The organism is Bacillus luti (assembly GCF_009739945.1).
Lineage (GTDB): Bacteria > Bacillota > Bacilli > Bacillales > Bacillaceae_G > Bacillus_A > Bacillus_A luti.
In genome coordinates, this window is sequence record NZ_CP040336.1 from 3,943,412 (window position 1) to 3,962,462 (window position 19,051).

The following is a 19,051-nucleotide window of genomic DNA, read 5'->3' on the forward strand; positions in this document are numbered from 1 at the left end:
TTCGGTAAATGAAATTATAATGTGTAACGAAAAAAAGCCGCAATAATGATTGCGGCTTCTGTTAGGGTTTTCTTTTATATGTCCACTGACGGTTATGATTCGTGTTATCTGGGAATTTTTCACCGGCAGTTAGTTTCACCATTTGCGGATCTTTCACCATACTTCCTGTTTCACCAATTTCTACGTAAATGCCATCATTTGGCGCTTTTTGTCCAGAACGAAACCTACGATTTTGTCCCATTTTCATTCTCCTTCCATGACGTCTTTGCCTCATTAGTATATCCATTTTAAAAGAAAGCTTTTCTGTCATGTTTAGGAAACAAGTACTACATCTCATTCTTGTACATATATATGAATGACACAAATGGAAGCAGGGATTTCTTTCCTACTTTGTAGAAAAAAAAAGAAACCAACCTACTCTAGGCTAGTTTCAAAGGAGAGTCAAACATATACGAGAAGATTACATGTTCATTATAAGCTTCATCACATGAGCAATGTAACCCTTTTCACAATTTGTCCATAATGAAAGAAACATTGTTTGAACTTTCCAAAAAAATGTTGACTTTTCTTAATTTCCAACGATAAATAGTAGACACCACAGCACCTTGAGACGTAAGATGGATATATAGTGAAATTTCCATCTATGGTGGTCTCACCCAGTCTAACCTCTTATTTCTGCATATTAAAAACGGAAATACAGATAAAAACAAAAAAATTATTATAAGAGGTGAAATTATGAACAAACAACATTTAATCGCTTTAGACTTAGACGGTACTTTATTAACAGACAACAAAATAATTTCGACTCGAACGAAACATACAATTGCAAAAGCAAAGGAACAAGGACATATCGTTGTTATTTCAACAGGGCGTCCATTCCGCGCTAGTTATGATTACTATAAAGAACTTGGCCTGAACACACCTATCGTAAACTTTAACGGCGCTTACGTACACCATCCCCTTGATGCAAACTGGGGAACACATCACTCTCCTCTTGAATTAGCAACGGCGCAAGAAATTGTCCGAGCTTGCTTTGATTTTGGCGTGAAAAATATATACGCTGAAGTAATGGATGATGTGTATGTTCGTGAAATTGATGAAGATAAAAAACATATTTTCGAATTCGGTTCTCCAAAGATTTTCACAGGAGACTTATTAAATACTTTAAATGATCATCCAACTTGCTTGTTAATTGACGCACATGACGAGCATTCCACTGCAATTCGTCAACATTTAACTGATATGCATGCTGAAGTAATCGACCATAGAAAATGGGGCGCACCTTGGCCAATTATTGAGATTGTGAAAAGCGGATTAAATAAGGCGGTCGGATTACAAAAGATTTCCACTCATTACAACATCCCAAAAGAGCGAATTATCGCTTTCGGTGACGAAGATAACGACTTTGAAATGATTGAATTTGCTGGTCACGGCATTGCAATGGGAAATGCCATTCCTGAATTAAAAACACTCGCTAATCATACGACGTTAACGAACGAAGAAGATGGGATTGCGCTATATTTAGAAGAGGTTCTTGGGCTGTAATCTAAAAATTCCCTGCTTATAGTTTCTCGCCAAATGTTCATACTATTATTAGACGCACAAATCAGCGCGTCGATTGTTTTCAGCTAAATAAAGGGGGTTTTTCGAATGGGTAAAAAGAACAAATCAAAACGTTTTATCCAACAAGGAGCCGATTCTATTATGAAGCACGATGCCAGATTCCCGTACAGAGGTACATTAGCTGAGGCAGAAAAAGCGAGAAGCAACTCTTCTTTTGGAGGGGTTTAAATGGGTAACTTACTATTCCAACAAGCTAGAGACGCTGTTGTAAGCGCCGTTTCTTGTTCAAGCGGCACTGAACAACAAGATCTCGTATATAGAGCAAAAAACGCTTTGCAATCCGCTTATGCAAACTCTTCCACTGCTGAAAAGGCTCAGCTACGCGAAATGCAAGAGCAATTGCAAAACATTACGAACTTGCATTAAAAAAGAGGACCAGCTTTGGTCCTCTTTAATCTTTTCGAAACAATCCAAACACCCCGACCGTTTGCAGTACATTTGTAAATGCACCTGGGTCCACTTGTTTAATAACTCTCTCTAATTCATATAACTCATAACGAGTAATAACAATCATTAACATTTCTTTATTTTCATTTGTATAAGCACCTGTTGCAGGTATCGTTGTAATCCCTCTCACCAAGCGTGAATGAATCGCCTTTCGTACATCTGCACCATTCTTCGTAACAATTAACGCTGTAATTTTCACATGACGCGTATGAATCCCATCAATAATTCTCGTTGACACATACAAAGTCAACAAAGTATATAACGCTTTTTCCCATCCATACACATAGCCAGCAGCGATAATGATAATTGCATTAAAAAAGAAAAAATATGTGCCAACAGGTTTATCTTTTATTTTTGATAAAATCATGGCGATAATATCTAAACCACCTGTAGAAGCACCCCACTTTAAAGCAATCCCTACCCCAATCGCTGAAATAATCCCGCCAAAAATCGCATTCAAGATGATATCATTTGAGACCGCTCGAACTGGGATAATTTCTAGAAATAATGTCATAAATATTACGCAAAGAAAACTAAAAAACGTAAAAGCCTTCCCAACCTTTTTCCACGCTAAAATAACGACAGGAATATTAAATAAACTAAACAACACGCCTGTAGATATATGAATAGATAAAAAGTCACCTAATATTTGCGATAATAATTGAGACAATCCAGCAAAACCACTCGCGTACACTTTCGCTGGTGTTAAAAATAAATTCATCCCAATTGCATTTAATAAACCTGCGACGATTACAACGATTAACTTCTTTATAAGTTCGGTATAATTTAACTTCAAATCCATTTCCAATCCACCTTTATTATTCATGAATGCACCGCTATACATAGTCTTTACGAAAAAGGAAATGATAAACGTACAACGTTTAGAAATGGAGTTGATACATATGCCACATACGAGTGATAACGACAAAAAAGCACGCGATAATAATGCAAAGCGCGCACAAAAAAATGAGCAAGAACAAAAAAATATTCAGCAAGGTAGGCGTACTTATTCTAAAAAGACCGATCACCTTTGATCCCATCGTACATCAACATAATTGTTGATGTACTTTTTTACATTTTACAGGGAAAAACATTAAAAATTCACTTCATGTTCACTTCTATATTCTACAATAGCGATAACATATTCGGATGAGGTGTTAGCATGAGAGGGAAACATATTTTCATTATTACTGCACTAATAAGTATATTAATGCTATCTGCTTGTGGACAAAAAAACGGCTCGGCTACAGTCGCTTCAGCAACAGACTCAACCATCACGAAGAGCGACTTCGAAAAACAATTAAAAGATCGTTATGGTAAAGACATGCTATATGAAATGATGGCACAAGACGTTATCACCAAAAAATATAAAGTATCTGACGATGATGTAGATAAAGAAGTAAACAAAGTGAAAAATCAATATGGAGATCAGTTCAAAACAGTACTAGAAAACAACCGTTTAAAGGATGAAGCTGATTTCAAAAATCAAATTAAGTTCAAACTTGCTATGAATGAAGCGGTTAAGAAAAGCGTCACAGAAAAAGATGTGAAAGACCACTATAAGCCAGATATTAAAGCGAGTCACATTTTAGTAAGTGACGAAAATGAAGCGAAAGAAATAAAGAAAAAACTAGACGCTGGTGCTTCATTTGAAGAATTAGCAAAACAAGAATCACAAGATCTACTATCAAAAGAGAAAGGCGGAGACCTCGGATACTTCGCATCAGGCACAATGACACCTGAATTCGAAACAGCTGCCTACAAACTAAAGGTCGGACAAATTAGCAATCCAGTTAAATCTTCGAACGGTTATCACATTATAAAATTAACTGATAAAAAAGATTTAAAGCCTTACAATGAAGTAAAAGACTCTATTCGCAAAAACTTAGAAGAAGAGCGCATCGCTGACCCTACATTCAGTCAAAAATTGTTACAAGATGAATTGAAAAAGGCAAATATTAAAATAAATGATAGCGACTTAAAAGATACATTTACACTTGTATCAGAGCCAGAGAACTAAAAAAGCACCGCCTTATTTTTACAAAAAGTAAGGCGGTGCTTTTTATTCAATTTACTTCTTGAAGTATGTCCAGCCTTCTTCTTGGTAAACCTTTTCTTCTTTCATCAACTTGCCAAGCGCACGCTTAAATGCAGCTTTACTCATATTGAAACGTTCTTTAATGTCTTCTGGGTAACTCTTATCCCAAAACGGCATTGCTCCGCCTCGTTCTTCCATATATTCATAAATTACTGCTGCATCATCTTCCATTCCTTCTTCTTTACGAGGAAGAAGTGAAATATTAATTGTACCGTCATCTTTCACGTCAATAATACGGCCCGTTACACGCTCACCGATACGGACTTGTTCTTTTCTTTCAGTATGGTGTAAGAAAGCACGGAAATGCTCATCAGTAAGTATGAATGAACCAACTTGAAGTGAACGATACACACGTCCATTTACGTTTTTATTACGCATAGATGGCGTCGCATCTACGATAATTTCTTGCATATCGCTGTCTCTTGCCGGAAGAGCGATAAGACGATCACGATTCGTTAATTTTAACGTACAATATAATTCGTCTCCTACTTCTGGCCATACTGGCATATAAATTGGAAACTCATCAGCTGGAATTAGTATATCTTTTGATACACCAATATCAACAAACACACCTAAACTAGGAATAACTTCTACAACCTTTACCCAGTTCCAATCATACGTTGTAATGATTGGCTCCTTCATTGTCGCTGAAATACGATTTTGATGATCCAGGTATAAGAATACATCAATCGTATCGCCTTCTTCAATTTCTCCAGCTACTTCGTTTTTATGTAGGAAGATTTCTTCCTCTTCGTTTCCAACCATATATCCGATTTCTGTTTCGCGTAAAACAGTTACTTGCTCAATCGCTCCTAATTGCAAATACATATTTTTTTAATTCCCTTCTCTATATATAAAATTAACTTTTTATCTTTTTATCATTCCAAACAAAAGTTAATTATAACACGATTTTTCCTTTATTTGTCCAACTGCCCAAAATTCACTATAATAAAATGAGGTTACATAAATATAAGTATGAAAACACTTAAGTCTAGGCTCGTTTTCAGCTATACTTTAGTATGTACAGTACATAAAAAGATTAGAAATTTATTTGGAGGTGCTAACTATGGCAAAAGATAGTTCTTTTGACATCGTTTCGAAAGTAGAATTACCTGAAGTAACAAACGCAATTAACATCGCATTAAAGGAAATCCAAAATCGCTATGACTTTAAAGGAAGTAAAAGTGATATTAAATTAGAAAAAGAAGTACTCGTTTTAACTTCTGACGACGAGTTCAAATTAGACCAAGTAAAAGACGTTCTAATTTCTAAACTTGTAAAACGTAACGTTCCAATTAAGAACTTAGATTACGGAAAAGTTGAAGCTGCGACTGGTAACACTGTTCGTCAACGCGCAACACTTCAACAAGGTATCGATAAAGATAACGCGAAAAAAATTAACAACATCATTAAAGAAATGAAATTAAAAGTAAAAACACAAGTACAAGATGATCAAGTACGTGTAACAGCGAAAAGCCGTGATGACTTACAAGCAGTAATCGCAGCTGTTCGTAGTGCTGATTTACCAATCGACGTACAGTTCATTAACTACCGATAAAAAGAAAACTCCTCTTAATTAGAGGAGTTTTCTTTTTATGAGCAGCAATATATTGCTTTATCAAATGATTTTTCCGGAATATACACTTTATCGTTTTCGATTTTGTATTGAATATTATTTCTCTTAAGGACTGCCGTATCAACAGAATGAACACTATCACCCCATCGAACAAATTCCCCTTCGCCGCCGTTGTCCCACAAATACAAACTTACGAATGCGATAAGAAGACAAAACCATAGAGCGAACCACTTCTTTTTCTGCAAATATCTCACCTCTTCTTAAACTGCAGACGAACTACTAAAGAAAAGAGTTACTCATTTCCGTTTCCTTTTAACCGCAATTAAAAATGCAATGAATACTATGTTTACACCGACGATTAAGGAAATAAATAACCAATTCACACCTGTTTCTCCACTAACTTTATATACATTTGATTCTTCTCGCTTTAAAACGAGATAAAATTGACCGTTTTCTTCCCTTATAATTTCATCTTCCAATAGGCCACGTAATTCCTTTTTTTCTCCAATCAAATTTGCATGAAGAGGAACTTTTTGCGTCTCTTTCGTATTGTTAATCGCTACTAACGTTACCTCATCTTTATACTTTCGTTTAAATATGCTCATTCCACCTTTATCGTATAGAAGTTCAAACGTACCACGGCGTAAAGATGGTCTCATTTGCCTAAGTTCACCTAGCTTTGTTATGTGCTGCATAAACTTTTCATCTGATTTAAAATCCATTAACCTTCTGTTATCCGGAACATCCCCTCCATCTAATGCGATTTCAGTCCCGTAATAAAAATTCGGTATCCCTGGCGATGTGAATAAGTACGTGAGCGCTATTTTTAAACGAGACGGCGGGTAATACATATTTTCTTTTGCAATACGTGCAAATCTTTTTGTTTCTTGATTATCTAAAAATGTAACAAATTCTCCTTCTTTTTTGCTCACTGCATATAACGATTTTACCGATACATCCGCCTTGGAAAACGATTCTACTATTTTTTTGTTATATTCATTATCTTCCTTTGTCATAATACGAAAATCTTTCTTTATCGCTTGCATATCTTTCTGCACGTCAACCCAAAAGGAATGCGGCTTTTTCTCACTATGTATCACATAACTTCCATCTAAATCAACTTCTTTTATCCACCATTTCATCGAATCAATTACTTGTTGTTCATTTTCTCCAAACGGAAATTGAAATACAACTTTCATTCCTTTTTCATGAGCTTTCGTTACAAGCTCTTTCACATCATTTTCCGTTCCGTAATGTTCATTTACTATTTGAAAATTTTGTACGTCTAATCCATCGTACTTTCCACTTTCAAATAGCGGAGAAAGCATAACAGTGGTAAATCCCATTTCTTTTATGTAATCTAGTCTTTTTATAATTCCTCTTATATCTCCACCCTGATATCCTTCTAAATTACCAACGTCTAACCGTTTGTCATTTTTCGGCTCTCCATTATTAAAACGATCGATCGTAATGGAATATATGACTTCATCTCGCCATTCTCTTTTTTCTTCTGCGAAAGTATGTATTGGTACAAATAAAACGACAGCTAAACAAAAGCAAATGAATAGTTTCCTAGTCCATATTTTTCCCACACGCATCCCCCAAGTTTTTTAATTGTAAGAATATTATACCAATTATCCAGACGAAGCGCATACGTTGATTTCATTACTCTGAAAATTATTCATGTCAGAAAATCTAACATGAATAATAAAGTTTTCTGAATTTTTAGTTGATTTTTCTTTTTATTTCGAATATGATATGAAACATAACAAATCGATGTTATTTTTTCTAACATCACAGGAGGAGAGAAAATGAATACAGGAGATACGGTTTTTATGTTTGTGACGACCGTAATGGTCATGTTGATGACACCAGGATTAGCACTTTTTTACGGAGGCATGGTTCGTAGTAAAAATGTACTGAGCACAACAATGCATAGTTATAGCGCAATGGCTATCGTTTCGATTCAATGGGTTGTAATCGGTTATTCTTTATCATTCGGACCAGATTGGCATGGCCTTATCGGCAATCTCGATTGGTTCGGTTTAAACGGAGTTACCTACGCACCAAATCCAGACTACTCATCTACTATTCCTCACAATTTATTTATGATGTTTCAACTTATGTTCGCCATTTTAACTCCCGCTCTAATTTCAGGTGCATTCGCCGAAAGAATGCGATTTTCTGCCTTTCTTATTTTTATCCTTCTATGGACAACACTCGTTTACAATCCTGTCGCTCATTGGGTATGGGGCGTTGGCGGATGGCTAAGAGAACTCGGCGCGCTAGATTTCGCTGGTGGTAACGTCGTTCATATCACTTCTGGTGTTGCCGGCCTTGTATTAGCTATATTCCTTGGAAAACGAAAAAACATAAATGGTACTTCACCTCACCATTTACCATTTACAATGCTAGGCGCTGGGCTACTTTGGTTCGGCTGGTTCGGCTTTAACGTCGGGAGTGCATTATCCTTAAACGACGTAGCTTTAACCGCATTTATTAATACAAATATAGCCGCTGCTGCCTCTGCCCTAACTTGGATGCTATCTGAATGGTTCTTCCAATCAAAGCCAACTGCGATGGGAGCTGCTTGCGGAGTTGTTTCGGGTCTAGTTGCTATTACGCCAGCTTGTGGATTTGTTACACCCTTTTCCGCTCTTCTTATCGGGGCAATTGGCGGCGTATTATGTTTCGGCGCTGTTTTCTTCTTAAAAACAAAATTCGGATATGACGATACACTCGATGCTTTTGGATGCCACGGCATCGGCGGAACTTGGGGCGGGATTGCAACAGGACTATTCGCAACTACTACTGTAAACGGCGATGGTGCGAACGGATTGTTTTACGGAAATACCGCTTTACTGTTTAAACAACTTGTAGCAATCGGAGCAACATATGCATTTACCATCATCATGACGTACGCCATTATTAAAGCCATTAACTTCTTCCTCCCTGTCCGGGTAGATGAGCACGAAGAACATATGGGACTTGATATTTCAATGCACGGCGAGAAAGCTTACGAGTATACTGAGCGAGTGAACTAAAAAAAAGAGATGCAATCTATCGGTAGTAGATTGCATCTCTTTTTTTGTACTTGTTGGCGATATACCCCATCTAGTATCAACATACATATATTAGCGATTCTTTCAACATATCGATTTACCAATAAATTACGACATGTTTTAAACGTAACATCCCCCGTTAAATTTCACACAAAAAAGACGACCGAAGATCGGTCGTCTTTTTCTATTTATTTCGGAGCATTTCCTACATATTGCGTAATATCAACATTTAATGATTGCGCTAAACGCATACCGTACTCTTGATCTGCACGGAAGAAGTTACAAACAGCTAATAATTTCGTGCGCTCATTTACGTCTTTTAGGTCATTTGTTAAGTTTGCAATTAAGTTATCTTGCTCTTCTTTAGAGAATGAACGGTAACGCTCACCCGCTTGTTTGAAGTCATTTGGTTTCTCAATTTTTTCACGAGATACGTAGCCTTCTACTTTCATAGTTGAATCGCGGTAAGCTTTGTCTTCAACCGGATTTTCCGTATGACGGCTTGGTTCGTAGTTAATTGTAGATGGGTTTTGATCGATTTGCATTGCCCCATCACGTTGTTGATTACGAACAGCTGCATACGGGCAGTTTACAGGAATTTGTAAATAGTTTGCACCAAGACGGTAACGCTGTGTATCTGGGTAAGAGAATAAACGACCTTGTAATAATTTATCTTCAGATGGTTCAATACCATTTACAGTTGCACTTGGCGTAAACGCCGCTTGCTCTACTTCTGCGAAGAAGTTTTTCGGGTTACGATTTAACGTCATTGTTCCTACTTCAATTAACGGGAAGCGATCTTCTGGCCACACTTTCGTTGGATCTAACGGATCAAAATCTAAAGAATCCGTTTCATCTAACTGCATCACTTGTACGTGTAAATCCCATTTTGGATAGTTCCCTTTTTCAATCGCATCGAATAAGTCACGAGTTGCGTGGTTGAAGTCTTTCCCTTGTACTTCTTGCACTTCTTTTGCATTTAAATTACGTACGCATTGCTGTGGTTTCCAGTGATATTTAATGTAAACAATCTTACCTTCTGCATTAATCCATTTGAATGAATGGACACCGAAACCTTCCATTTCGCGATAATTTGCTGGTGTACCGTAATCAGAAAATACCCACGTCATCATATGTGTAGATTCTGGTGTTAACGTCATGAAATCCCAGTAACGATCTGGTGTTTGCACATTTGTATCAGGCGCTGGTTTTAAAGAATGCACCATGTCCGGGAATTTAATTGCATCACGTATGAAGAAAACTGGTAAATGATTACCTACGATATCATAATTTCCTTCTTCTGTATAAAATTTAACAGCGAATCCACGTGGATCACGCGCTGTTTCTGGAGAACCTTGACCATGAATAACCGTTGAAAAACGAACAAATACAGGCGTTTCAGTTCCTTCATCTTGTAAAAATGCCGCTTTCGTATATTGCTTCATGCTGTTTTTCGTTACGAATACACCGTGAGCACCTGCACCACGTGCATGCACCACACGCTCTGGAATACGTTCGCGATCAAAGTGTGCAAGTTTTTCTACTAAATGATAGTCTTCTAGCAATACCGGTCCGCGGCGACCAGCTGTACGAGAATTTTGGTTGTCTCCAACTGGAGCACCTTGGTTTGTTGTTAAGCGATTATTTGGATTCATCTAGGGGGATCCTCCTCTTTCTTTCATAGTAATTATTATTTATTTAAAATTATTATAAACTAATTATTATTCAAAACTAAATCTTTGTCAACTATTTCCTTCATTTTTTTGGAAACAATTGCAGCTAAGCAATCAATAAATGTAGGTTGTGCATTCGGCATATTCGGTCTAAAATACGCTGCATTTATTTCATCCGTTACAACCTTGCATTCATAATCGTTGTCATACAAAACTTCTAAATGCTCTGCAACAAAACCAACTGGACAATATATGAAAGATTCATAGCCATGCTCTTCATATAAATCTTTCGTTAAATCTTGCACATCAGGTCCAATCCACGGATCAGGCGTATTCCCAGCACTTTGCCAACCGATTGTATAGTTTTGGATATTTGCAGCCTCTGCAATTAAATCCGCTGTATGTTGTAATTGCTCGACATAAGGATCACCTGCTGCAATAATTTTTTCTGGTAAACTATGCGCTGAAAAAATTACGACCGCTTTCTCTTTATCTTCAATTTTTGTAAATGTTTCTTTTATTTGGTCTGCCCAATATGAAATAAACTTCGGTTCGTCGTACCATTGTTCAATCGGTTCAATAGCAGGCCCACCTATTTCCTCCGAAAGACGAATTGCACGGTCATTATACGCTTTAATGCTAAAAGTTGAATAATGCGGCGCCAATACTATACTAATTGCCTGCTCAATCCCATCTCTCTTCATTTCTTCTACTGCATCTTCTATAAATGGAGCAATATGTTTTAAACCTAAATAACACGTAAATTCATACCCTTTAAATATGTTATTCATTGAATCTGTTAATTTATGCGCTTGCTCTTTCGTAATTTTTGCAAGCGGCGAAATTCCACCAATCGCTTTATAACGCCCGACTAAATCTTGGAGCGCTTCTTCAGATGGTTTACGACCATGACGAATATGCGTATAATACGCCTCTACATCATCTAATGACTCTGGTGTTCCATACGCCATTACGAGTAAACCTATTTTTTTCTTTACCATCTATATAACACCTCAATTTCATAAATGAGAATATTTTTCAAGAACATTTGTTTCCAATTATAACAAGCAATAATGAGTACGTCAAAATAATAATTCTAATTAAGTATTATTCATAAGGTGATTTTGAATTTTATTTGACAATTTTTTTAATAAAAAAAGCGACTCACATAAATGCAAGCCGCTTTTCTGCTATTCTTTAATATTCACTCCATACTCTTTAAACCACACATGAATTTGCGCTAAATGAGCTAAAAGCTGAGGCCCAGTCATTAATTGACCGAACCAAGGTTTTTGAAATGCACTACCGCCAGACTCGATCAATCCACTTAGCTGTTCTTTATCAAATAGTTCGTGTAAAATTGAGCCTTTATCCGTTAATAAACCTTGTAACCATACTGTTACTGCTTTTGTATAGTGTGGATTATGCGTTTTCGGATACGGACTTTTCTTTCTATACAATATATCATTTGGAAGTAATCCTTCTAGCGCTTTACGCAATAGACCTTTTTCGCGGTTTTTATACATTTTCATTTCCCAAGGAATATTCCACGCATATTCGACAAGTCGGTGATCCGCAAATGGAACACGTACTTCTAAGCTTGCGCCCATGCTCATACGGTCTTTTCTGTCTAATAATGTTGTCATAAACCATACCATATTTAAATAAAATAATTGTCGTCTCTTTGCTTCAATTGGGCTTTCTCCCTCTAAAATCGGAACTTCTTGAATGGATTCTTCATAGCGCTGCTGTACATATTGTTGTAAATTTAATTTATTTCTCCATTCTTTCTTTAGCAATTGTTCACGTGCTTCTGTAGAACGCATCCACGGAAATGCACTCGATTGTAAATCATCTTCTCTATAAAACCACGGATAACCACCAAATATTTCATCTGCACATTCCCCAGATAAACCGACGACAAAATCTTGTTTAATTTCGCGGCAAAACCATAACAATGAAGAATCGATATCTGCCATACCAGGCAAATCACGAACGAGTACTGCTTCCGTTAAATACTCTGCTAGTTGTTCATTCGAAATGACGCAACGATGATGAATTGTTTCAAATGTCTCCGTCATTAAATTAATAAATGGTGCATCTGAATTCGGCTGAAATGCATTTGCTTTAAAATACTTGTCATTATCTTCGTAATCAATAGAATACGTGTGTAATTGTCCTTTTCCTGATCTTTCGTATTCTTTTGCAGCAATCGCTGTAATCGCACTCGAATCTACGCCGCCCGATAAAAAAGTGCATAACGGTACGTCAGAAACGAGCTGTCTTGTAATCGCATCTTGCAATAAAAAACGCGTTTTCTCTACCGTTTCTTCAAAAGAATCTTCATGTTTTTTGCTTTCAACATTCCAATATCTCCATATACATAAACCATTCTTTGAAAATGTCATCGCATGACCTGGACGTAATTCTTTTATACCAGCATAAATACCGTGACCAGGTGTTCTAGATGGTCCGAGACCAAATATTTCTGATAATCCTTCTAGCGTTACTTCCGCTTTTACATCTGGATGCGCCAATATCGCTTTTAGCTCAGATCCAAATAATAATCGTCCGCTATCATATTTATAAAATAGCGGTTTTACGCCTAAACGATCTCTTGCAATAAACACTTGCTCTTTCTGCTCATCCCATACTGCAAAGGCATATATACCGTTTAAATGATCGACACATTCTTCTTTCCATTCAATATAAGAAGCTAATAGTACTTCCGTATCAGAGTGACCTTTGAACGTATATCCTCTTCTTAACAATTCCTTTCGAATGTCTTCTGTATTATATAATTCGCCGTTGTAGCAAATAGCATAATTCGTTTCATCTTTTAAACAAGTCATCGGCTGTTTACCGCCCTCAGGGTCCACAACGATTAACCGCTTATGCCCAAATGCAACATTTCCTTTAATCCAAACCTTATTATCATCCGGACCCCGCTTCGCTAACGTTTCAGCCATCTTTGTAACGACGTCTCTTTCTCCTTCTAATGAGCGTTTATAATCCACCCATCCTGTAATCCCGCACATATGAATCATCCTTCCATCTTATTTCTTTTCCTAAACGAGCAGCAATCCCCACCCTGTGAGTGCGGATCAAAAAAATGACAAACTTGACGATAACCTACTATCCACATATGGAATAGCATTCTCACTCAGTAAAACGTGTTTTATTGTATGCCCACCTATGTCTAGATGTGTCTAGTTATAAAGAATGCAGGAACTGTCTATAACAAGAATAACTACTTTCAATAAAGGAGAAATCATGTATGATACAACGTAAACATATTTTATATAACCAACCCCGCGCTCATACAGTCGGTAATGTAGAATGTATAAATAATGAATGGGTGTTCTTTGATGACGAAAATGAAGAAGCTTTTTTATTAGAAGACATTGCTGAAGATGGGTTTGAAATTTTGTATAACAACAATTGGCTACCTGCCCGTTTCTACGAACAAGATATATTACAAATCGCCAACGAGCAGCACCATTTGCAAAACGGTGAAATGATACGCATTCGAAAAAAATTACTTCTTAGCTATAATGAATGGCTTGAGGAATTACCTGATTCTGTCTTTACATTATTAACTGAATCATTACAATCCCTTCACTACTCTTTATATGATTGCATGTATTGTCATAATTATTTATCCTTCTTACCAAAAGAGGAAGCATGCGAAGGAGTAAACATTCTTTTATTCGATAACGAAGAGATGATTTGTGCACTGCAGCACCATTTCGTCCGTCACGCTACTTCAAATAAAAACACGTTCCGTTTTACGAAAGTAAATGGAGAAGAGTTGCATATCGATGCGACATAAAAATAAAAACCACCTTATCTCCCAAATACTTGAGATCAAAAGGTGGTTTTATTTTTATTTGAACACGTACCAGCCAATCGGTAATTTTAGTCCTAAGTAAATTACTGCTACTAACGCGACAATAAATAAGCCCCAAACCGCCCCTGTTGGTTTGTTTTTGCTCATTTTTACAAGAACCATTTCCATGCCGCCAATTACTAAAATACCAGCTAACATTTTCATGCCGTACCACATGTGCATGCTACCTGTTGCTGTCTTCACAATACTCATGTACAACATGAAGCCTGTCACAATAATGAGTATATACATTAGGCGAAGCCCCATATGTACACCTTTACCTTTTCTTCCTGCCGAATAAAGTGAATACGCCACAAAGAATAAAATTAAACCTAACGCCCATGCTGTAATATGCATATGTACCATCGTATTCCTTACCTCCTCTTTTCACACTTTTTCACTCTATATGATAACATGTTCATTTATTTTCAGGAAATGTTTCGCTTTTTTACATTTAAATGCTATAATATTTAGAGTATTTACAAACTTCTTGTAATAACAAAAGGGGGAACAATCATGATTCAAACTAAGGATATTATCGAACTTACAGACACATACGGAGCAAATAACTACCACCCACTTCCAATCGTTATTTCTAAAGCAGAAGGTGTTTGGGTAGAAGACCCTGAAGGAAACCGCTATATGGACTTATTAAGTGCATATTCTGCAGTAAACCAAGGTCATCGCCATCCAAAAATTATTAACGCTCTAATCGAACAAGCTAACCGTGTTACGTTAACTTCTCGTGCTTTCCATAGTGATCAATTAGGTCCTTGGTACGAAAAAGTTGCGAAACTAACTAATAAAGAAATGGTACTTCCTATGAACACAGGTGCTGAAGCTGTTGAAACTGCAATTAAAACAGTTCGCCGCTGGGCTTATGATGTGAAGAAAGTAGAAGCAAACCGCGCTGAAATCATCGTTTGTGAAGATAACTTCCACGGACGTACGATGGGCTCTGTTTCTATGTCTTCAAACGAAGAGTACAAGCGTGGATTCGGTCCAATGCTTCCTGGCATCATTGTAATTCCTTACGGTGATTTAGAAGCATTAAAAGCTGCAATTACACCAAACACAGCAGCATTCATTTTAGAGCCAATTCAAGGTGAAGCAGGAATTAACATCCCACCAGCTGGTTACTTAAAAGAAGCTTTTGAAGTATGTAAAAAAGAAAACGTTTTATTCGTAGCAGATGAAATCCAAACAGGCTTAGGCCGTACTGGTAAAGTATTTGCTTGCGACTGGGACAATGTAACTCCTGACATGTACATACTTGGTAAAGCACTTGGCGGCGGTGTGTTCCCAATTTCTTGCGTAGCAGCAAACCGCGACATTTTAGGCGTATTTGAGCCAGGTTCTCACGGTTCTACATTCGGTGGTAATCCACTTGCATGTGCTGTGTCTATCGCAGCTCTTGAAGTATTAGAAGAAGAAAAATTAACAGAGCGTTCTCTTCAATTAGGAGAAAAATTAGTTGGGCAATTAAAAGAAATTGATAACCCAATGATCACTGAAGTTCGCGGTAAAGGTTTATTCATTGGTATCGAATTAAACGAGCCAGCTCGTCCTTACTGTGAACAACTAAAAGCTGCTGGTCTATTATGTAAAGAAACACATGAAAATGTAATTCGTATTGCACCACCTCTAGTAATCTCTGAAGAAGATTTAGAGTGGGCATTCCAAAAAATTAAAGCTGTATTATCGTAATGATAGAGAGGTTGTCCTACACGTTGGGACAACCTCTTCCTTTCTCTAATCATTTACCTTAAAATAAGATTGAATATTCAGTTTTCTAAAAAGGAGGAGGAACTGTGTGCTATTAAAATACGGGAAACATATTAACTATTTAGCTACCATTCTTATTTCCATTACATTCATCGGATTCCTATTATCCACAACATTACTCAGTCACTATTCAAATCCTCATACATTTACATTACTTAAAGCCTCATTTTGGGCAGCCGTTTTCCTTACAGTTATCGGATTTGGTCGTGAAAGAAGTTCTATTGCTGTTATGCTAATCGGGATTTGTACATTAGCACTTATCGGATTATATATTTTCGCTATTTTAGATTTTTTTAATAATCCAAGGCCATAAAAAAGAGCTATCTTTTAATAAGATAGCCCTTTCTTCATTTCACTATATTTCGCAAAGTACCAATTCCTTCTACTGTAATGACCACTTCATCACCTGCATGTAAAAATTTCGGTGGTGTAAAGCCTTTTCCTACACCAGCCGGCGTTCCTGTTGCGATAATATCGCCTGGCTCTAATGTCATTCCTTTACTTATCGTTGAAATAATTTCTTCTACTGAAAAAATCATTTTATTTGTGTTTGACTGTTGCCTTACTTCTCCATTCACTACTGTTTCAATGTGTAATGCGTTTGGCGTTCTAACCATAGATTTATGAATTAAATACGGTCCCATCGGACAAAACGTATCGAAGCTTTTCCCAAGGAAAAACTGTTTATGCTTCCTTTGAATGTCTCGAGCAGTTACATCATTTATAACCGTATAACCAAAAACATGCTCAAGCGCTTTTTCTTTTTTTATTTGTTTCCCTCGCTTGCCAATAATGATAGCTAGTTCGCCTTCATAGTCTAGTTCATCCGTTGCGTGAGGGTGACCATTAATTTGCTCATTCATGCCAATAACTGTTGTTGGTGCTTTCGTAAAGATCATTATATTTTCTGGAATAGACTCTACTCCGCCCATTTCCATCGCATGCTCACGATAGTTTTTTCCAACGCACAGAATATTCTTTCTCGGCCTTGGAATCGGTGCTAATATTTTCACCTCTGTTAACGGATAATACGCCGCTTCCCCGTTCTCTTTTGCCCAATTTACAATTTCACATACCTTCTCAAAGCATTCATTCCCTCTTTCAATACATTCTAACATTGTAATCGGGATTGTAACCTTTTCCCCTTTTTGCCTTTGCGCTTCCCTTAAATGCAATACCTTCTCTTCTTCCTCATCCACAATACCTACGAATACCTTTTCTTCTTTCTTCGCCGTTACAAAACGCAATATTTCCACTCTCCATCCTAAAACTCATACCCTTTAATTGTATTCGCATCCGTAAGAAAAAAACCTTCTCATGCACGCTAATTTTTACAATATTCTTCTCGCATCCTATTCGTTACTCAGCAACTATTTGACATAAAATGTAGAAATTATACTTTTTTTAGCGAAAGTGTTTCTTTTTTATGGAATTTTTGTATAATATGTACTACATATATACATAAAATTTATTGAGCGATGGAGCCGATTTCAATGTTTGAGCAAGCTATCGAAAAAAAACGTGAAAAAATGATCTATTTTGCTGAACGCTACGGAATGACTTCTCAAAAAACAGTAAATTGTAGCCAAGAATTGGACAGGCTCTTAAATGTCATTTGGCACATGCACACAGATTACACGCAAACTCAAATGTTCGAAACACATTCGTAATATCGGATGTGTTTCTTTTATTTCAAAAAAGTACACATTTTATTAAAAACGCCCATACAATAATAGAAAAGAAAATTTTAAAACGAAGGGTGTTTTGTATGCCGGCTATGGTTGGACATATTCGTATCGTTAATATCGGATCGAGTGGGATTTTTCATATTGGAGATGTATTTGCGATTAGGCCCATTAGTTATTCGCGTGCTTTCGCTGGGGCCGGTTCCTTTAATGTTGGGGATAATGTTTCTGTCTACAATTATCAAAGTTCAACGACTGTCAACGATTCAGATGTAATCGATCAAGCAATCATTGGTTCAACTTAAAGGGGGCGATTACATTGAATTTTTATGTAAACCAAAGTATCATCATCAACAGTATTAAGATTGATAGCATTACAACTTCTTCTGTATTCCAAATTGGCACTGCCGGAAGTATTAAGGCTCTATCTAAATTTTCAAATTCTGGCGGATTTACAGAACCTCTTCGCCCATTACAGGCGAAAGGACAAATTATTTCTATCAAACCATCAACTAGTTCTTCTTAAGGCATCCTTGTCATAAATATATAGCAGGAATATATTTACCCTCCCTATTGAAAAGGAGGTTTCACAAAATGAATCAAGATATATATACTTACTTACACCAACTTCAACAAGCTCTCCAAATGCAGCAAGCAACTATCCTTACCCTAGAAGAACAAGTCCGCCTACTACAAGAAGAGCTTACTGAATTAAAAAGTCGTCCCTCCTCTTCTATAGGAAAAGTGGAATACAAATTCGATCAATTAAAAGTAGAAAACTTAAATGGTACGTTAAACATTGGTTTAAATCCATTTTCAACAAAAGGACAACAAATTGAGGATTTTCAAGTGGATACAGAAACATTGAAGGTAAATCCTGAAACCGAAACAAACCCAGACTTTTATCAAGGTATCCTCCAGGAAATGCATCGATACTTAGATGAAGAAGCATATAATCGTATTCTCCATTTTGAACAAGAAGAGAGAACACCACTTGATGAAATGTATCGACAAATGATGGTGGATGACATAAAAAAACAGATGGAACATAGACTTCCTTATTATTTATCACAAGCTCAATCTTATGAAGAAGCTTCAACAAATCCAGATTATTTACGAGATATCATCCTTCAAGCTATGAAACATGACATCGACAAAGCCTTCCTATCTTTTATTCAACACATACCGGGAAATTTCCGAAAGGAGTAAGTAT

At 36.7% G+C, this 19,051-nt stretch carries 24 protein-coding genes; 14 read left to right on the top strand and 10 right to left on the bottom strand.

Translation table 11 applies throughout. The features are described 5' to 3' along the window. Positions 1-61 precede the first annotated feature (61 nt). Entirely contained in the window at positions 62-241 is a 180-nt protein-coding gene (locus EUC40_RS20005) for a YjzC family protein (protein WP_000531421.1), read from the bottom strand. Positions 242-735: 494 nt separating this feature from the next. Between EUC40_RS20005 and EUC40_RS20010 the strand changes: the two genes are divergently transcribed. The 3 genes from EUC40_RS20010 to EUC40_RS20020 all read left to right on the top strand — a co-directional run bounded on the left by EUC40_RS20010 (position 736) and on the right by EUC40_RS20020 (position 1,989). After that, entirely contained in the window at positions 736-1,545 is an 810-nt protein-coding gene (locus EUC40_RS20010) for a Cof-type HAD-IIB family hydrolase (protein WP_001041234.1), read from the top strand. 105 nt (positions 1,546-1,650) lie between these two features. Next, entirely contained in the window at positions 1,651-1,791 is a 141-nt protein-coding gene (locus EUC40_RS20015; RefSeq protein ID WP_000516818.1) for a hypothetical protein, read from the top strand. Next, positions 1,792-1,989, top strand: coding sequence for a DUF3813 domain-containing protein (locus EUC40_RS20020; protein ID WP_071711082.1), 198 nt, complete (start codon positions 1,792-1,794; stop codon positions 1,987-1,989). A 25-nt stretch (positions 1,990-2,014) separates the two neighbouring features. Here the strand turns inward: EUC40_RS20020 and EUC40_RS20025 are convergent, their stop codons facing one another. Next, complete coding sequence (locus EUC40_RS20025) at positions 2,015-2,872, bottom strand: YitT family protein (protein WP_071711083.1); 858 nt, start codon at positions 2,870-2,872, stop codon at positions 2,015-2,017. A gap of 100 nt (positions 2,873-2,972) precedes the next feature. Between EUC40_RS20025 and EUC40_RS20030 the strand changes: the two genes are divergently transcribed. Both EUC40_RS20030 and prsA read left to right on the top strand, forming a co-directional pair. After that, positions 2,973-3,104 carry a DUF3941 domain-containing protein gene (locus tag EUC40_RS20030; RefSeq protein WP_156576367.1) on the top strand — a complete coding sequence of 44 codons (132 nt, stop codon included), beginning with the start codon at positions 2,973-2,975 and terminating at the stop codon, positions 3,102-3,104. Positions 3,105-3,232: 128 nt separating this feature from the next. Beyond that, positions 3,233-4,090 carry a peptidylprolyl isomerase PrsA gene (prsA, locus tag EUC40_RS20035; protein WP_071711084.1) on the top strand — a complete coding sequence of 286 codons (858 nt, stop codon included), beginning with the start codon at positions 3,233-3,235 and terminating at the stop codon, positions 4,088-4,090. 51 nt (positions 4,091-4,141) lie between these two features. On the opposite strand, the gene EUC40_RS20040 is transcribed toward prsA, so the two are convergent. Further along, the gene (locus tag EUC40_RS20040) at positions 4,142-4,996 is read right to left on the bottom strand and encodes a CvfB family protein (protein ID WP_088231452.1); all 855 of its coding nucleotides are present in this window, start codon (positions 4,994-4,996) and stop codon (positions 4,142-4,144) included. Positions 4,997-5,234: 238 nt separating this feature from the next. Between EUC40_RS20040 and EUC40_RS20045 the strand changes: the two genes are divergently transcribed. Further along, a complete protein-coding gene (locus tag EUC40_RS20045; protein WP_001040146.1) occupies positions 5,235-5,726 on the top strand; it encodes a YajQ family cyclic di-GMP-binding protein in 492 nt (163 codons plus the stop codon). A 35-nt stretch (positions 5,727-5,761) separates the two neighbouring features. Here the strand turns inward: EUC40_RS20045 and EUC40_RS20050 are convergent, their stop codons facing one another. Both EUC40_RS20050 and EUC40_RS20055 read right to left on the bottom strand, forming a co-directional pair. Further along, the gene (locus EUC40_RS20050) at positions 5,762-5,989 is read right to left on the bottom strand and encodes a hypothetical protein (protein ID WP_001170025.1); all 228 of its coding nucleotides are present in this window, start codon (positions 5,987-5,989) and stop codon (positions 5,762-5,764) included. Positions 5,990-6,040: 51 nt separating this feature from the next. Next, positions 6,041-7,336 (bottom strand): alpha-amylase family glycosyl hydrolase, encoded by a 1,296-nt coding sequence (locus tag EUC40_RS20055; RefSeq protein ID WP_244322167.1) that lies wholly within the window; start codon positions 7,334-7,336, stop codon positions 6,041-6,043. A 219-nt stretch (positions 7,337-7,555) separates the two neighbouring features. On the opposite strand from EUC40_RS20055, the gene EUC40_RS20060 reads away from it, so the two are divergent. Then, positions 7,556-8,788 (top strand): ammonium transporter, encoded by a 1,233-nt coding sequence (locus EUC40_RS20060; RefSeq protein ID WP_071711088.1) that lies wholly within the window; start codon positions 7,556-7,558, stop codon positions 8,786-8,788. Positions 8,789-8,994: 206 nt separating this feature from the next. Here the strand turns inward: EUC40_RS20060 and katB are convergent, their stop codons facing one another. The 3 genes from katB to asnB form a co-directional block, all read right to left on the bottom strand. After that, the gene (gene katB / locus EUC40_RS20065; protein WP_156576369.1) at positions 8,995-10,461 is read right to left on the bottom strand and encodes a catalase KatB; all 1,467 of its coding nucleotides are present in this window, start codon (positions 10,459-10,461) and stop codon (positions 8,995-8,997) included. Between the two features lie 59 nt (positions 10,462-10,520). Continuing rightward, positions 10,521-11,480, bottom strand: coding sequence for a ferrochelatase (hemH, locus tag EUC40_RS20070; RefSeq protein ID WP_156576370.1), 960 nt, complete (start codon positions 11,478-11,480; stop codon positions 10,521-10,523). 189 nt (positions 11,481-11,669) lie between these two features. After that, positions 11,670-13,517, bottom strand: a complete 1,848-nt coding sequence (asnB, locus tag EUC40_RS20075; RefSeq protein WP_156576371.1) for an asparagine synthase (glutamine-hydrolyzing) — start codon at positions 13,515-13,517, stop codon at positions 11,670-11,672. Between the two features lie 239 nt (positions 13,518-13,756). Here asnB and EUC40_RS20080 point away from each other — a divergent pair, with 239 nt between their 5' ends. Next, positions 13,757-14,311, top strand: coding sequence for a DUF2777 domain-containing protein (locus tag EUC40_RS20080; protein ID WP_071711093.1), 555 nt, complete (start codon positions 13,757-13,759; stop codon positions 14,309-14,311). Between the two features lie 54 nt (positions 14,312-14,365). Here EUC40_RS20080 and EUC40_RS20085 read toward each other — a convergent pair whose 3' ends face one another. Continuing rightward, positions 14,366-14,734, bottom strand: coding sequence for a YisL family protein (locus tag EUC40_RS20085; RefSeq protein ID WP_000233505.1), 369 nt, complete (start codon positions 14,732-14,734; stop codon positions 14,366-14,368). Between the two features lie 150 nt (positions 14,735-14,884). Between EUC40_RS20085 and rocD the strand changes: the two genes are divergently transcribed. Together rocD and EUC40_RS20095 are read left to right on the top strand one after the other, a co-directional pair. Then, entirely contained in the window at positions 14,885-16,075 is a 1,191-nt protein-coding gene (rocD, locus tag EUC40_RS20090; RefSeq protein WP_071711094.1) for an ornithine aminotransferase, read from the top strand. A 106-nt stretch (positions 16,076-16,181) separates the two neighbouring features. Continuing rightward, positions 16,182-16,466, top strand: coding sequence for a hypothetical protein (locus EUC40_RS20095; protein WP_071711095.1), 285 nt, complete (start codon positions 16,182-16,184; stop codon positions 16,464-16,466). A gap of 34 nt (positions 16,467-16,500) precedes the next feature. Here EUC40_RS20095 and EUC40_RS20100 read toward each other — a convergent pair whose 3' ends face one another. Then, entirely contained in the window at positions 16,501-17,400 is a 900-nt protein-coding gene (locus EUC40_RS20100; protein WP_001213068.1) for a fumarylacetoacetate hydrolase family protein, read from the bottom strand. 246 nt (positions 17,401-17,646) lie between these two features. Here EUC40_RS20100 and EUC40_RS20105 point away from each other — a divergent pair, with 246 nt between their 5' ends. The 4 genes from EUC40_RS20105 to gerPC all read left to right on the top strand — a co-directional run bounded on the left by EUC40_RS20105 (position 17,647) and on the right by gerPC (position 19,047). After that, positions 17,647-17,823, top strand: coding sequence for an aspartyl-phosphate phosphatase Spo0E family protein (locus EUC40_RS20105; protein WP_000462856.1), 177 nt, complete (start codon positions 17,647-17,649; stop codon positions 17,821-17,823). Between the two features lie 98 nt (positions 17,824-17,921). Then, entirely contained in the window at positions 17,922-18,143 is a 222-nt protein-coding gene (gerPA, locus tag EUC40_RS20110) for a spore germination protein GerPA (RefSeq protein WP_001111191.1), read from the top strand. Positions 18,144-18,157: 14 nt separating this feature from the next. Then, on the top strand, positions 18,158-18,364 hold the full coding sequence (gene gerPB, locus EUC40_RS20115) for a spore germination protein GerPB (RefSeq protein ID WP_001012506.1): 207 nt from the start codon (positions 18,158-18,160) through the stop codon (positions 18,362-18,364). 68 nt (positions 18,365-18,432) lie between these two features. After that, complete coding sequence (gene gerPC / locus EUC40_RS20120) at positions 18,433-19,047, top strand: spore germination protein GerPC (RefSeq protein WP_001070758.1); 615 nt, start codon at positions 18,433-18,435, stop codon at positions 19,045-19,047. The last annotated feature ends 4 nt before the right edge of the window (positions 19,048-19,051 follow it).